A 15,767-nucleotide genomic window follows, 5' to 3' on the forward strand; every position below is an offset into this window, starting at 1 on the left:
AAAACTTAGAAGAAATGGAAATACAGAATAGTACGGCGCGTCGTCCAGAACGTCGTCATAAACGTGAGGTAAAAGATCGTTTCCTGCCTATTCGTCAGTGCCTTAACATCATTTTTATGTTAGGGGCGATTGTAGGTATGGCGGTCTATTTCTTAACCGATAACACAACGATAGGTATTATTATTATTCTTGTTTCGATGGTCTTTAAGATGATCGAAAGCATACTCCGTATTATTCGTTAAATGAAGAGATTTACCTTCTTGTTTGCCTTCATTGTGTTAGTGGCGAATGCTGCTATGGCACAATTTGATGATAACTCTACGGTTGATGATGGGACATTCACTGCCGATGGGGTTAGACAGAATAAGAATGCTGGGCGTTCTGATTCTATACAAAGTCAGCATAAGGAGATTCCACGTGGACTGAAGGTGTGGACGATAGATGAGCGTTTCGGTGACCGCAAGCCTGCTGTCCCCGATACTTTGTCGTATATGTTTATGAATGCTGACCTTACCTATGGTATGCGCGGACAATATAACACATTGGGAAACCTGGGCTCTCCACGTCAGAATCGTATCTTCATCGATCGTCGTGGTCCATCAGAATTCTTCTTCCTTGATCCGTATGATATGTTTATCGTACAGCCTAATGAGTTCCAGTTTACCTCAACTCTTTCACCTATCACGATTCTTAACTACAATACGGCAGGTAACAGGAATAACGGAGAAGACCGATTTAAGGCTATCTTTGCGGTAAACGCTGGTAAGGAGTGGGGCTTCGGCTTTAAGTTCGACTACCTTTACGGACGTGGGTATTACAGCAATCAGAGTGCTTCCCATTTTGATTACTCAATGTGGGGAAGCTATTTAGGCGAACGTTATCAAGCACACCTGCTTCTTTCTCTGAATCACCAGAAGGTGGCGGAGAATGGTGGTATTGCCAATGATGCCTATATCACACACCCCGAGTCATTCCGTGAAAACTTTAGTGAAGAAGAAATTCCAACCATCTTGAAACAGAATTGGAATAGAAATGATAACCAACACGTCTTTTTCAATCATCGTTATAGCCTCGGTTTCTTTCGTAAGGTGCCGATGACTGAAGAGGAAATTAAGGCCAAGGAGTTTGCGCTTAAATCTCAAAAGGCACAGGATGCAGAGAAAGATAAGGAGAAAGCACGTCGGCAGGCAAAGGCCAAGGGACAGAAGTTTGATGAGGAAGCATACGATAAGGAGAAGCGTTCTGCTGGTCGTCCTGATGATGCTGTCATTGCTGGTGATGTGTCACAAGCAAAGGCGCAAACTGATAAAGCGAATGCTAATGATCGCCTAACGGTAAATCTGGAGGACTCTACTCAGATGGCAGAACTCAAGAAGCAGGATGCACTGGCGAAGGACTCTACACAGAAGTGGATGAAGGAGGAATATGTTCCTGTGACAAGTTTTATTCATACGGCACGTTTTGATAACTATCGTCGTATCTATCAGGCGTACGAAACTCCGGCTAACTTCTATGCACAGAACTACTTCAACTATGGTACTGCAGCCAATGACAGCATTTATGATAGCACAAAGCATTGGTCATTGAAAAATACTTTTGCGGTCGCTTTGCTGGAAGGATTTAATAAGTGGGCGAAAGCTGGATTGAAAGCTTTCCTTTCCTACGAGTTGCGTCATTATGCACTTCCAACTATGCAAACGCCAAGTGGTTCTACTATAGCCTTCTTTAATGGTGATAAGACATGGAATCAGCATGATATTTCTGTGGGTGGACAGCTCCTGAAGACCTTGGGTAAGACTTTCCATTATGATGTCAGTGCTGAAGCTTGGTTGGCTGGAAGTAGGGCAGGACAGTTGCATGTCGATGGTCATGCAGACCTTGGCTTCCCACTCTTCGGTGATACCGTTCAGTTGGCTGCAACCGCTTTCTTTCATCGTTCTGCCCCATCGTTCTATATGAATCAGTATTATGGTAAGCATTATATGTGGGACAATAACCTTAGTCAGGAGATACACTCTCGTATCCTCGGTGAGTTCTCTTTGCAGAAGACGCGAACCAAACTGCGTGTAGGCTATGATGTTCTCAAGAATTATACTTACTTCGGAATACAGAACGATCGTGTGCGAAGCGGTGACAACTACCTCGTTCAGCATAACGACTTGAATGTTCGCCAGTCAAGTAGTCCTATCAGTTTGCTTACGTTACAACTCCAACAGGATTTCCGTCTGGGTATCTTTAACTGGCAGAATGTGCTGACTTTACAGAAATCGAGCAAAGACGATATTCTCCCTGTACCAATCTTTAATGCTTATAGTAATCTGTTCTTACGCTTTAAGGTTGCACGTGTGTTGGATGTTGACCTTGGCGTTGACGGACGTTATTTCACAAGCTATTATGCGCCAGAGTATATACCAGGAATTGGTGCCTTTGGTATTCAAGAGACGGAGGCGAGTCGTACAAAGATTGGCAACTATCCTCATCTTAACGCTTATGCCAACTTCCAACTACAGCACACACGCTTCTTCATAATGTTCACGCATGTGAACAGTGCCGAGGGTGGTAAATATTTCTTCACACCACACTATCCGTTGAACCAGCGTGTATTGCAGTTTGGTATCAGCTGGAACTTCTTCAATTAATCGAAAAGAAATTTATAGAATATAGACATTAATAAGATAAGGTGGTTTTTGAAAACAAGAATATAAAGACCAATAGTCTTTCAGCATGGGTGCTTGCAGCGCGTCCAAAGACGCTCACGGGGGCAATGGTGCCCGTAATGATTGGAACAGCTTGGGCTTGGAGGTTAGGCGGGTGGGGGAACTTCCGTGTGCTTCCTGCTATTCTTTGTTTTCTCTTTGCTTTTCTGATGCAGGTGGATTCTAACTTTATCAATGACTATTTTGATTGTCTGAAAGGCAATGACGATCGAGCCACTCGACTTGGTCCAAAGCGGGCTTGTTCTGAAGGATGGATAACACTTCCCGCTATGCGGTTAGGACTTGTCGTCACTTCTGCCTTAGCCTGTCTTGTCGGTTTTCCACTCATCTTCTTTGGTGGCTGGGAAATGATTGTCGTGGGGTTAGCCTGCGTTCTCTTTGCTTTTCTCTATACCACCTACTTTTCTTATCTCGGCTTAGGCGACGTCTTGGTGTTAGTATTCTTTGGTATTGTACCCGTCGTTTTCACCACATACGTCATCCTTCCTACCCATTTTCAAGCCCTGTGCTTTGATGTTATTATGTCGGGAGTTATCTGCGGTTTGGTGATAGACACCCTGCTTGTTGTCAACAATTACCGTGATAGAGAGAATGATAAACGCGACGGAAAGGTAACGCTCATCGTACGAATCGGTGAGGAAAAGGCTGAAAAACTTTATTTAGCTTTGGGACTTATGGCATTTATTCAGTTATCTTTCCTTCTCTCTTTAGAAGGGAGGTATAACCTTCTTACCTTTATTCTCTTGGTCATCATCTTTGCACCTTATAATATTTTACATCACAAGACTGCGATGCTAATGAAGAAGGTAAAGAAAGGTAAGGAACTGAATAATATCTTAGCACTGACCGCTCGCAACATACTGCTCTATGGAATAGCTGTAACGTTATCAATACTTATCTCATAATTTTCGTTCTATGCAACAGCCTAATCTCGAAATAATGAACTTTGTGGAGCGGCAAATTCTCCCACGCTATAATGACTTTGGTAAGAGCCACGGACTCGGACATGTTCAACGTGTCATCAAGAATTCGCTTGCGTTGGCAGCCGTTACGGGTGCTGATGTGAATATGGTATATATTATTGCGGCCTATCATGACCTTGGAATGGCAGGACCTCGAGCCATTCATCATATCACCAGCGGTAAGATTCTCATCGCTGATGTGCGTTTGCGTAAATGGTTCTCGACCGAACAGCTAAAGATTATGAAGGAAGCAGTTGAAGACCATCGTGCCAGTAGCTCACGTGTTCCGCGTAGCATCTATGGTAAGATTGTTGCTGAGGCTGATCGTGATTTAGAGCCTGAGATAGTCTTCTCTCGTGCCATCCTCTATGGTATTGAGAACTATCCAGAGAAGAATGATGAAGAGATGTGGCAACGCTTTCGTGACCACATGAAGGAGAAATACGGACGTTCGGGCTACCTAAAACTGTGGATTCCTGGTTCACCAAACGCCAAGAACCTTGAAATCATCCGTAAGACAATTGATAATGAGGCTGAACTCCGAGAAGTATTCGACCGCATCTACAAACAGATATGCGAACAAGAAGATAATGACGAATAAAATACCAATCGTAATGACGAAAGAAGAATTGATGCGGAGGGCAATCGATCTCTCTGCTGATAGTGTACGAAATGGCGGTGGACCATTCGGTGCCGTTATTGCCCGCAACGGAGAAGTTGTTGCTGAAGGAAGCAATGGAGTGACTCTTTTCAACGACCCAACAGCCCATGCAGAGGTTACAGCTATCCGTAAAGCATGCCAAAAGTTGAATACTTTCGACCTTTCTGGTTACGAAATCTTCACCTCCTGCGAACCTTGTCCAATGTGCCTTGGTGCCATCTATTGGGCACACCTTGACAAAATCTATTATGCTAACGACCGCAAAGATGCTGCCGACATTGGCTTTGATGATGACTTCATCTATAAGGAGATTGAGGTTCAACCGCAATATCGTAAGAAGCCTTCAGAGATTCTTTTGCGTAATGAGGCGTTAGAAGTCTTCAAGCAATGGACGGAGAAAACGGATAAAACTGAGTATTGATACGCTTCAAGCTAAGCATCTCACCATTTATTAGACTATCTATCTACTCTTGTTCAAGCATTAATAATATGCGATAAACAGGTATCATAACCATGGGGGAATAACACACCACAGGTGCTGCGTAGCGGCACAGACTGGCGAACATTGCGTTTCTATCAAAAAGCTGATGCGCTTTACCAAATGACGTTCGTCTTTTGCAAACGCTTCCTACCTGCCTATGGAGACCGTACCGTTGATCAAATGGTTCAGGCGGCTCGCTCGGGAAAACAAAACATTGTGGAAGGTAAGGAAGATGGTCTAACCTCTACGGAAATGGAACTGAAACTGCTCAATGTGGCACGTAGTAGCTTGCAGGAGCTTCGTCAGGATTATGAGGATTATCTCCACACGCGTGGGTTGAATCTTTGGAGGAATAGCCATCCACGTTACAACGCTCTCGTAACATTCTGCCGGCTTCATAATAACTATGCCGACTATGCCCCTTTCGTAAATAAATGGACGGCAGAGGAGTTCTGTAATACAGCCCTCTCTTTATGTCATATCACGGACCGGATGATGTGTCGTTACCTTGGCTACATGCAAAAACGTTTCGTGACAGAAGGAGGTATCAAGGAGCGAATGTACGCTGCCCGCACTGGTTATCGAAAGGAGCAAGACCGCATGATGCAAGCCCTTAAGGAGGAGAATGCAACCTTGAAAGCGGAGGTGGCTAGACTGAAAAAGCTGCTGGAAGATAGGCAGAAGGAAGAGTAGGAGCTTGCTTGGCTTTCTTTAGCTGTTCTAGTCATGCTAGTTTAGCTAGTTATCCTAGTCATCCTAGTTATCCTAGCCCTCCTCACAAAAATCAAACATAACAACAATGGAAACAATCTCTGTGCCCCATCCGTTAGAAACTTTTGTCCCAGCTCGGGCAGCTGGTCAGCGCAATGTTCTATCATTGGCTCTCCCACCGATGCCTCTGTTAAGAGTGGCTTTTGTGGGTGTGGGAGCACGTGGGCGGATGGCTGTGAAGCGTTGGTGTCATATTCCTAATATTGAGATAGCTGCAATCTGTGATGTGTCCAGAGAAGTGGCAGAGGAGGTAGCAACGCTCGTAGAACAGTATGGGAAGCCTCGGCCAAAGATTTATTGGGGCAAGACGGCTTATCTTGATTTATGCCAGCAGCAAGGGATTAATCTTGTCTATGTTTGTACCGATTGGATGTCGCATGTGCCAATTGCTATTCATGCAATGGAGCAGGGTAAGAGTGTTGCTGTGGAGGTCCCTGCAGCACTGACCCTAAAGGACATTTGGCGACTGATAGACACGGCTGAACGAACACAGCAGCATTGTATGATGCTTGAGAATGCGGTGTATGATCATTTTGAGAATGCGGTGTGTCAGATGGCTCGTGAGGGTCTGCTCGGTGAACTCGTACACGTCGAAGGTGGTTACGCCCATCCTATTGGCGACCGTTGGACAGCTTGGCGTATGGAGTATAACCGTATGACTGCAGGTGATATTTATCCTACCCACAGCATCGGACCAGCTTGTCAACTCCTTGATATTCATCGCACTGACCGAATGTGCTACCTCACAGCCATGCAAACGAATGCTTTTAAGGGTAAAGAGATGCATCAAAAAGTGATGGGAGAATCTTGCGAAAGCTTTGCGAATGGCGATCAAACGTCAACGATGATACGTACAGCGAAGGGAAAGACCATTCTCATACAACATAATGTAATGACACCTCGCCCCTACAATCGTATGTTTCAGGCAGTAGGCACCCATGGATATGCTGCTAAATACCCTGTTCCTGAGGTGTTATTAAATGCTGAGGCTGCAGCAAAAATTGGTATTGAGTTGAAGGACTGCAACTTGCCTTTGAACGCCTCGCAAATAGAGATCTTACTCAATCATTATGCTCCTTCTTTCTCGTCGGAGATAATTGCTTTGGCGAAAGAACTTGATACACGTGGGGGGATGTCATTCTTTATGGACGTCAGACTTGCCGAATGTTTACAGCAAGGCCTGCCTTTGGATATGGATGTATATGACCTAGCAGAGTGGTGTTGCATCGCAGAACTTACGAAGCTTTCTATTGAGCATGGCTCAATGCCCGTGATGATTCCCGACTTTGTGCATCGTAAGTCTTTAAGCGCTGAGGAATAAAATAGTCGTAATATTAGTTGACAAGTTAATAACTGACTAAGTTTATAATCTACTTCACCTAATGACATAAAAAAAGGGGAATCTCACATTCCCCCTTTTTATCGTTTATCTTTTTCTATTTTTCAGGATTCGTTGAGCGCAGTCTGCCAATACTACCACAGCTCCGGCTAGAATACTTAAGTCCTTAATGACCAATCGACCAGCACCTGTTAGTAACGGGAAACCATGTTCACCACTGCCTAAGTCAGGTACCCATACTTCAGGTGTCGTGACAATGAAGGACAGAGTCCCAAACATCATCAGGATGACTAGTCCTGATCCAACAAAACCAACTTTCGGGAACCAAATACCTAACAAGGTCAAAAAACCGAATGTCATGATGGCAATACCTAAGCCACGTGAGAAGGTATAAGTGTTGTTTGCCTTATGCCACTCGTGTTTAGCCTTATCAAACTCACCCTCTTTGAGTTTGTAATCCTTATATTCAGGTGCATTCTTTGAGTAGAAGAAACTCATAAACGGACTATTGGCAACGAAAGGAACAATACCTTCAGCCTCATAGTTCCAAAACTTCAAACCACCAATCCAAATGAAGATGATAAAGATGGCAATTCGTATCAGTTGAACACCTGTTCCTTTCAGCGATGCTGCAGTGTTAAGAACGAAATCTAATAGTAGTTTAACTTTGTTCATAATTTGTTTTTTTAATGACACTTAGGTCCTGAATTTATACTTACTTTTTTGAAATCACTTATAGAATCTGTAGATTAAGTTTAGTCCTTACCTATTCTTGTAAACCAATATTTTATTCTTATATCTTGATTCTTCGGCAAAGATATATATTAATCTTCAAATCGCAAAGAATTATTTTGTATTTATTTCAATTTTAGCCGTTGTATCTCTGTTTTATCCGCAAAATACCATGTTTGTGGTAGGAAAAACTATCCTTATTGGCGGGACAGCACAATTTTGTGCCACAATAAACAAAGGTAAAATATATGTATGACTGATTTTGAAACTATTCATTCTTATCTTTCTGTTTTAGTTTCTTTCTAATATATAAAGATATAGTGATAATATTATGAAAAAACATTACATTGTTAAGAGGGAATCCCATCGAAAAATACCAAAAAAGCTCTAAAAATTCAAGTTTGCAACTATCAATAAATCAAGATGTTACAAGCCTGGTTCTAAAAGGTGCCCAATGAGGCTTAGTAAGGTCCTTAAAGGGCACCTTTTACAAGCTAATTGGGCGTCTTTTGAAACCCTAAAGACCATCTATTGATTTTATTAAGTGCGAAAATAATTTACAAATAGCAACTGTAAGGAATTAAGTTAACCTTATAATCCGCACAATATGACCACGAGTTGATATGGTGTCATTTCCCTTTTTGTTCATTCCCCTTTTAGTTTATATCTTCTTTATGGCTCTCTGTAATGGTAGAATCAACCTATATCGCTATAAACCTGCACGTTCAATTTATGTTTCTTATTCAAGACCCCTTCTATTTCCTTTCACGCTTTACTGTTTATCTTTTGAGATGAAGATAATAGTTTCTATTTTTATATATGGTTGTGTTTTGCTAGATAACTTGTTTCTTTTTTCGTTTTATAATCACAACATTTCATACACAAATAATGCAGAACCTATTATTTAATCATTTTTTAAGTTATTATGATCAGCAGTAACTATTTAGCGATAATGAATGTTGACTATCAATAACTTATAAACGTAATATTGTGGTAAAAAGGCTCGAAATGACATTCTTTACCAGAATTTGTATATATCTATTTATGTAACTTATTGATAATCAATAATGACGGCTCTATAACGAATCGTGTGGGTAATTCGTTATAGAGCCTAAAAATATTGTCAAAAAACTAAACACAACTTCAAATTGACCTTAGTTTTAATACGCTTGACGCACATTAAATCCCTACCCTTCCATATACAGTAATGGTGTTAATCCTTCGCACATGTGGTGCATACCATCCGCACCACATGTGCTAAGCACCCGCACCAAACCGGTGGAGTATCAATACACAACCCACACGATTCGTTATAGAACCATAATGACTTATACGTCTTATCGCTAAATAGTTACGATCACCACGATTCAACTGGGATGGAAATGTTTTTTGAGTTCTATTAAAATTTGAATGTTTCTGATTTAATAAAAATATCCACAAATTTGGAACTTTGAAAAAAAATATCTAAGTTTGCGTTTACAAAAGTTAAGTAAAGATGTAACTAAGAGCCTTCAAAAAAGCCTGAGTCTTAAGACTACAAAAAAAAGCCCCTACGGTTGTCCGCAGGGTGCAAGAAAATCTTCGGCTTATAGCCTTGTTGTGAAAAGTCTTCACTGTGTATCTAGTTGCAAATTTACAACTATTTTTTGAATATACAAGTAAAAACATATAAATATGACACAAAAAATTTTAGGCTTAGACCTTGGTACTAATTCTATTGGATCTTCAGTAAGAAATCTGGACCTATCAGATGACTTGAAAGGGCAGTTGGAGTTCTTTTCTTCTGACATTTTCAGAAGTAGCGTGGATAAGGGTAGTAATGGGCGTGAATATTCATTGTCGGCCCAGCGTTCTGCTCACAGAAGAAGCCGAGGCTTGAATGAAGCAAGGCGACGTAAGCTTTGGGCAACCTTGGATTTGCTCATTAAGCATGGTTTTTGTCCAATGTCTCCTAATTCTTTAATAAAGTGGCGCACATACGATAAACATAAAGGTTTTTTTAGAGAGTACCCTATAGATGATAAGGTTTTCAATGCGTGGATTCTTTTAGATTTTGATGGTGATGGTAAGCCTGATTATTCAAGCCCTTTTCAGCTGCGCAGAGAGCTCGTTACACGTCAGTTTGATTTTGATCAGCCTATTGAACGTTATAAATTAGGACGCGCTTTGTATCATATTGCTCAACATCGTGGTTTTAAGAGTAGTAAGGGCGAGACATTGTCACAACAGGAAACTGATAGTAAGAAGCCATCAACTAATGAATTTAACGATGTTGCTGGAGAAATGAAAGCTTCGGAGGAGAAACTGTCAAAGGGATTAACCACTTATATGAAAGAAAATAATTTATTGACAGTTGGTGCGGCCTTTGCTCAATTAGAAGATGAAGGTGTGAGAGTTCGCAACAATAATGATTATCGAGCAATCCGTTCACAATTCAAGCACGAAATAGAGATTATTTTTAAGTTCCAACGAGGTCTGTCGTTGAAAAGTGACTTCTTAGAACGACTTGTTAGTGAGAAAAAAAATGTTGGTACTATCTTTTATAAGCGCCCTTTACGCTCACAACGTGGAAATGTGGGTAAGTGTACACTTGAACGTACCAAGCCACGATGTGCTGTTGGTCATCCTTTGTTTGAAAAGTTCCGTGCTTGGACGTTGATTAATAATATAAAGGTTAGAATGCCTGAATCGGAAAAAGCCGAACAACTTCCGATGAAGTTACGTATGGAGCTTTACCGTGACTGTTTCTTAGCATTTGTTAGAACTGATTTTAAGTTTGAGGATATTCGGAAGTATCTCGAAAAGCGTTTAGGTGTTCACTTCTCTTATAACGATAAAACTATCAATTACAAAGATAGTACAAGTATTGCAGGTTGTCCGATAACTGCTCGGTTTAGAAAAATTCTAGGAGAGGACTGGGAGTCTTTCCGTATGGATGGAAAAAAACAGCGACAAGCGCATGGTAAGAATAACATTACGTACCATAAAGTCTCTTATACTATAGATGATATATGGCATTTCTGTTATGATGCAGAAGAGCCAGAATTAGTATTATCTTTTGCACAAGATACATTGAATTGGGAGAAGAAAAAGGCAGAAGAACTTGTTCGTGTTTGGTCAGCAATACCTCAAGGGTATGCAATGTTAAGTCAGAAGGCCATTCGTAATATCAATAAGATGTTGATGTTGGGTTTGAAATACTCTGATGCAGTTTTACTTGCAAAAGTTCCTGAACTCTTAGACATTTCTGATGAAGAGATCTTATCAATTACGGAAGACTATCATCTATTAGAATCTAAGATTGGGTATGAGAAAAGAATTAATGGAATCGTCAATTCTCTCATAGCTAAGTATAAATCAGCCCCAGAGGAAGATCGTTTTGCTGATCATGATTATGAGTATCTTTTAGATGAACATGATGAAAAAGACATCATCAAACAGATTGAGAGTAATCTTGGTGAAAGAACGTGGTGCTTAATGGATGCTAATGAGCAGACTGAGATTCTACAGCAAGTACGGGATAAGTATCAGAACTTTTTTAGAAGTTATGAACGAAAGTTTGTAGAATCTCCGAAATTAGGATGTTATCTTAAGGACTATCTTATAGAGAAGTTCCCGATGGTTGATGAGAAACAATGGGAAAAGTTATATCATCCGTCACAAATTGCCATTTACCATCCTATTCCTACTGGTAGAGATCACTCAGACTTAAGATTAGGCAATCCAGCTATTGGTGCAATAAAGAATCCTACGGTATTAAAAGCACTGAATACTTTAAGAAAGAGGGTTAATCAGCTATTGGATGAAGGTATCATATCTCCTGATGAAACAAGGGTTGTTGTTGAAACAGCACGTGAACTGAATGATGCTAATAGAAAATGGGCATTAGATACGTACAACAGAATCCGAGAAGATGAAAACAAGAAGATTAAGAATATACTTGCTGAGTTTTATCCCAATCGTAAGGATATAAGTGCAGTGGATGTTGATAAGGCACGTTATGTTATTGACCAACGTAAAGAAGATTATTTCATAGGGGCAAAGACATATAATAAAGATATTAAGAAATATAAACTTTGGTTAGAGCAAGGCGGACAGTGTATGTACACTGGTCGTACGATAAATCTTTCAAATCTCTTTGATCCCAATGCTTTTGATATAGAACATACTATTCCAGAGAGTCTATGTTTCGACAGTTCGGATACGAATCAAACATTGTGCGATGCTCATTATAATCGGTTCATAAAGAAAAATCATATCCCAACTGATATGCCGAATTATGATAAAGCAGTTATCATAGATGGTAAAGAATATCCTGCAATAACCTCTCTTCTACAACGTTGGGTAGATAGAGTTGAACGTCTGATACGGAATGTAGAATATTGGAAAGGACAAGCACGAAGGGCGCAGAATAAAGATCGTAAAGATCAATGTATGCGTGAAATGCACTTATGGAGTATGGAACTGGAATACTGGAAGAAGAAGCTCGAGCGTTTTACTATAACTGAAGTAACAGATGGTTTTAAGAATAGTCAACTTGTAGATACTCGAGTTATAACTCGTCATGCTGTTTTATACCTTAAGAGTATTTTCCCACATGTGGAAGTGCAGCGTGGAGATATAACAGCTAAATTCAGAAAGATACTTGGTATACAAAGTGTAGATGAAAAGAAAGATCGTAGTTTACATTCTCATCATGCAATAGATGCAACAACACTGACGATAATTCCAAGTTCTGCAAAGAAAGAGCGTATGTTAGAGTTGTTTGCTAAAATAGAAGAGATAAATAAGATGTTATCTTTTTCAGGTAATGAAGAAAGAACGGGGTTGAAACAAGAACTTGATGGATTGAAGATTCAGCTTAATAAGGAAGTTAAGGCTTGCAGGGTAGGACATAATGTTTCTGAAATCGGTACGTTTATAAATGAAAATATTATTGTTAATCATCATGTTAAAAATCAGGCACTCACTCCAGTTCGTCGGCGGTTAAGAAAGAATGGACAAGTAGTCGGAGGAGTGAATAATCCTCGTTGGCAGACTGGTGATGCCTTACGAGGTGAAATCCATAAGGCAAGTTATTATGGTGCGATAACACAGTATAAAAAGGACAATGATGGAAAAGTGCAGATAGAAGAGGGACATCTACAGATTAATCCAGAGATTAAGTTTGTGATACGCAAAGAACTAAAGTTTAAGAAATCAGCTGTCGATAGTGGCTTTGCATCGTGGGAAGATTTTGAGAAAGCTATTGTTGATAAGGACCTTTTTGTTTTGATGAAAGGACAATTCCCAGAAGGAACATCTTTTAAAGATGCATGTGAGCAGGGTATCTACATGATAAAGAAAGGTAAGAAGGGGGAGGCTGATAAGAAGTTATACAAAATAAGACATATAAGATGTTATGCTCATGTAAAAAATGCTTTGAAGATAAAAGAACAAACTTATAAGTCAGAGAAAGAATACAAACGCTATTTCTACGCAGCGGTCGGTGATCTATATACGATGTGTTGTTATACAGGTGGTAAGAGTCGTGATTTTAGAATATATAGTTTGTATGATGTCTCTTGTCATCGTAAATCAGGAATAGAAGACATACCTGAATTTATTGCGGATAAAAAAGGTAATCGACTAAAACTTGATTATAAGTTGAATGTTGGCGATATGATCTTGCTTTATAAGGATAATCCTGAAGAGCTATTCGATTTAGACAATGTGAATTTGAATAAGCTGCTATATAAGATAATTGGGTTTGAAAATGATGGTTTACGTGTTAAAATGGTAAATCATTTGTTAGCAAACGAGGTTAAGGGAGAATCTGTTAAAGATTATACGAATTTGCCCGACGTCATTCGCTGTGGTGTAAAAACGATAAAATTCCTTATTATGGGCGAGAATCGTGACTTTGTTATTAAGAATGGTAAGATCAACTTTAATCATCGATGATAAAGAAAACCTTATATTTTGGGAATCCTGCTTATCTTTCACTTCGTAATGGGCAGTTGGTTATTCGACTTCCTGAAGTGGAGAAAGCAGAGCTTCCTGATATCGTAAAACAAGAAACTGTTAGAACGATTCCAATAGAAGATATTGGTGTAGTAGTATTGGATAATAAGCAGATAACTATTACGCAAGGTGCTTTAGCAGAGTTAGTAGCCAACTCTGCAGCAGTAATAACCTGTGATGACAAATGTATGCCCACGGGAATGTTGCTTCCCCTTTCTGGTAATACATTACATCAGGAACGTTTTCGCAATCAGATAGAAGCTACAATACCATTGCGCAAACAGCTATGGCAGCAGACGGTAAAAGCCAAAATAGTAAACCAAGCCTATTGTTTGCAAAAGAATACTTCTAAATCATTTGCGCCACTTCACGTGCTCGCTCGTAAAGTGAGAAGTGGTGATGTTGATAACCATGAGGCGCAAGCAGCTGCTTACTACTGGAAGAATATCTTTACAGATGGTTTTACAAGGGATAAGGAAGGAACTCCTCCTAACAATCTTTTGAATTATGGGTATGCAATTCTTCGTGCTGTGATAGCTCGAGCTTTGGTGGGAAGTGGACTATTACCAGTCTATGGTATTCATCATCATAACCGATACAATGCGTACTGTTTAGCAGATGATATAATGGAACCATATCGTCCATTTGTTGATGATCTGGTTCTTTCTACGATGAATAATATGGATATCCCAGAAGAACTGACGATAGAATTAAAGCGGGAGATGTTGTCAATACCTGTACTTGATGTGCTTATTGGTGGTAAACGTAGTCCTTTGATGATAGCTGCAGGTTTAACAGCTGCAAGTCTTGTTAAATGTTATAATGGAGAAGCTCGTGAGATATCTTATCCTTCTTTTCTTTGATGCAACGACTAAGTGAATATCGGGTTATGTGGGTGATGGTCTTTTTTGATCTTCCAACTAATACAAATAAGGAGAAACGTGCGTACATGATTTTCCGAAAAGACCTGATGAAAGATGGATTTACGATGTTTCAATTTTCAATCTATGTCCGGCATTGTGCAAGTAAAGAGAATGCAGACGTACATGTGAAGCGTGTAAAATCTTTTATGCCAAACTCTGGAAATATTTGCATAATGGTTATTACCGATAAGCAGTTTGGGGAAATAGAACTTTTTAGCGGAACACAACCCAAAGAGCCAAATGCTCCAGGTCAACAGCTTGAGTTATTTTAAAAAAGAGCCCTGTCAATGATGACAGGGCTCTTTTAAATAGCAGTTTTTATTTTGCACATATGTCTTGTTAGCTTCTGATTATCAGAATAATATCTGATTTCGGTTGTGCGTAATACTGCAAAGATACACATTTTAAAGCAATTCACAACTATAAGCAAGGAGAATTTAAGCCGATAATTGTTGTGCGTAATACTGCAAAGATACACATTTTAAAGCAATTCACAACCAAACGTGAATTTATAAACCTTTTCGGATGTTGTGCGTAATACTGCAAAGATACACATTTTAAAGCAATTCACAACAAATCAGCTCGATCTCTTGTTGATAACTCGTTGTGCGTAATACTGCAAAGATACACATTTTAAAGCAATTCACAACTAGCACTCGCCTTACCTTATACAATCGGTAGTTGTGCGTAATACTGCAAAGATACACATTTTAAAGCAATTCACAACTACTTCTGCGAAATTGAAGCGTGAATACATGTTGTGCGTAATACTGCAAAGATACACATTTTAAAGCAATTCACAACCAAACGGTCTTGTTACTTCTGCTCAACTCCGTTGTGCGTAATACTGCAAAGATACACATTTTAAAGCAATTCACAACTTTGCCCCCATACGCGTTTAGCGACCATAAGTTGTGCGTAATACTGCAAAGATACACATTTTAAAGCAATTCACAACGGCATCTAATTATATGTCGGAAGATGTATGTTGTGCGTAATACTGCAAAGATACACATTTTAAAGCAATTCACAACTCAGATGATGATATACTTTCGCTTATTCCTGTTGTGCGTAATACTGCAAAGATACACATTTTAAAGCAATTCACAACGTTCCCACGTATTCTAAGCTAAAGTATAAGGTTGTGCGTAATACTGCAAAGATACACATTTTAAAGC

At 39.8% G+C, this 15,767-nt stretch carries 11 protein-coding genes and 1 CRISPR repeat array (1 of these 12 only partly in view); of the genes, 10 read left to right on the forward strand and 1 reads right to left on the reverse strand.

Going from position 1 to position 15,767, the window contains the following annotated elements; translation table 11 throughout:
• Window positions 1-14: 14 nt before the first annotated feature.
• The 7 genes from J4856_RS00855 (at window position 15) to J4856_RS00885 (ending at window position 6,913) form a co-directional block, all read left to right on the forward strand.
• Window positions 15-242, forward strand: a complete 228-nt coding sequence (locus J4856_RS00855; protein ID WP_025838692.1) for a hypothetical protein — start codon at window positions 15-17, stop codon at window positions 240-242.
• Entirely contained in the window at window positions 243-2,639 is a 2,397-nt protein-coding gene (locus J4856_RS00860; protein WP_025838691.1) for a putative porin, read from the forward strand.
• Window positions 2,640-2,680: 41 nt separating this feature from the next.
• Complete coding sequence (gene menA / locus J4856_RS00865) at window positions 2,681-3,622, forward strand: 1,4-dihydroxy-2-naphthoate octaprenyltransferase (RefSeq protein WP_025838690.1); 942 nt, start codon at window positions 2,681-2,683, stop codon at window positions 3,620-3,622.
• 10 nt (window positions 3,623-3,632) lie between these two features.
• Complete coding sequence (locus J4856_RS00870; RefSeq protein WP_025838687.1) at window positions 3,633-4,280, forward strand: HD domain-containing protein; 648 nt, start codon at window positions 3,633-3,635, stop codon at window positions 4,278-4,280.
• Between the two features lie 13 nt (window positions 4,281-4,293).
• Window positions 4,294-4,761 carry a nucleoside deaminase gene (locus J4856_RS00875; protein ID WP_025838685.1) on the forward strand — a complete coding sequence of 156 codons (468 nt, stop codon included), beginning with the start codon at window positions 4,294-4,296 and terminating at the stop codon, window positions 4,759-4,761.
• 114 nt (window positions 4,762-4,875) lie between these two features.
• Window positions 4,876-5,514, forward strand: coding sequence for a four helix bundle suffix domain-containing protein (locus J4856_RS00880; RefSeq protein WP_025838683.1), 639 nt, complete (start codon window positions 4,876-4,878; stop codon window positions 5,512-5,514).
• Between the two features lie 106 nt (window positions 5,515-5,620).
• Entirely contained in the window at window positions 5,621-6,913 is a 1,293-nt protein-coding gene (locus J4856_RS00885) for a Gfo/Idh/MocA family protein (protein WP_065367999.1), read from the forward strand.
• A gap of 105 nt (window positions 6,914-7,018) precedes the next feature.
• Here the strand turns inward: J4856_RS00885 and J4856_RS00890 are convergent, their stop codons facing one another.
• Window positions 7,019-7,606: a DUF417 family protein gene (locus tag J4856_RS00890; protein WP_025838681.1), complete on the reverse strand. Its 588-nt coding sequence runs from the start codon at window positions 7,604-7,606 to the stop codon at window positions 7,019-7,021.
• Between the two features lie 1,731 nt (window positions 7,607-9,337).
• On the opposite strand from J4856_RS00890, the gene cas9 reads away from it, so the two are divergent.
• Genes cas9 through cas2 form a run of 3 tightly spaced genes read left to right on the forward strand, consistent with a single transcriptional unit; the run spans window position 9,338 to window position 14,861 of the window.
• Window positions 9,338-13,606 carry a type II CRISPR RNA-guided endonuclease Cas9 gene (gene cas9, locus J4856_RS00895; protein ID WP_065368000.1) on the forward strand — a complete coding sequence of 1,423 codons (4,269 nt, stop codon included), beginning with the start codon at window positions 9,338-9,340 and terminating at the stop codon, window positions 13,604-13,606.
• Window positions 13,603-14,529, forward strand: coding sequence for a type II CRISPR-associated endonuclease Cas1 (gene cas1 / locus J4856_RS00900; RefSeq protein ID WP_025838679.1), 927 nt, complete (start codon window positions 13,603-13,605; stop codon window positions 14,527-14,529). Before cas9 ends, cas1 begins: the two co-directional genes overlap by 4 nt.
• Entirely contained in the window at window positions 14,529-14,861 is a 333-nt protein-coding gene (cas2, locus tag J4856_RS00905) for a CRISPR-associated endonuclease Cas2 (protein ID WP_025838677.1), read from the forward strand. Before cas1 ends, cas2 begins: the two co-directional genes overlap by 1 nt.
• A gap of 102 nt (window positions 14,862-14,963) precedes the next feature.
• Window positions 14,964-15,767: a CRISPR direct-repeat array (repeat unit 47 nt; unit sequence GTTGTGCGTAATACTGCAAAGATACACATTTTAAAGCAATTCACAAC); it runs 4,151 nt beyond the window's last position.

Origin of the sequence: Prevotella scopos JCM 17725, assembly GCF_018127785.1 — a bacterium.
GTDB lineage: Bacteria > Bacteroidota > Bacteroidia > Bacteroidales > Bacteroidaceae > Prevotella > Prevotella scopos.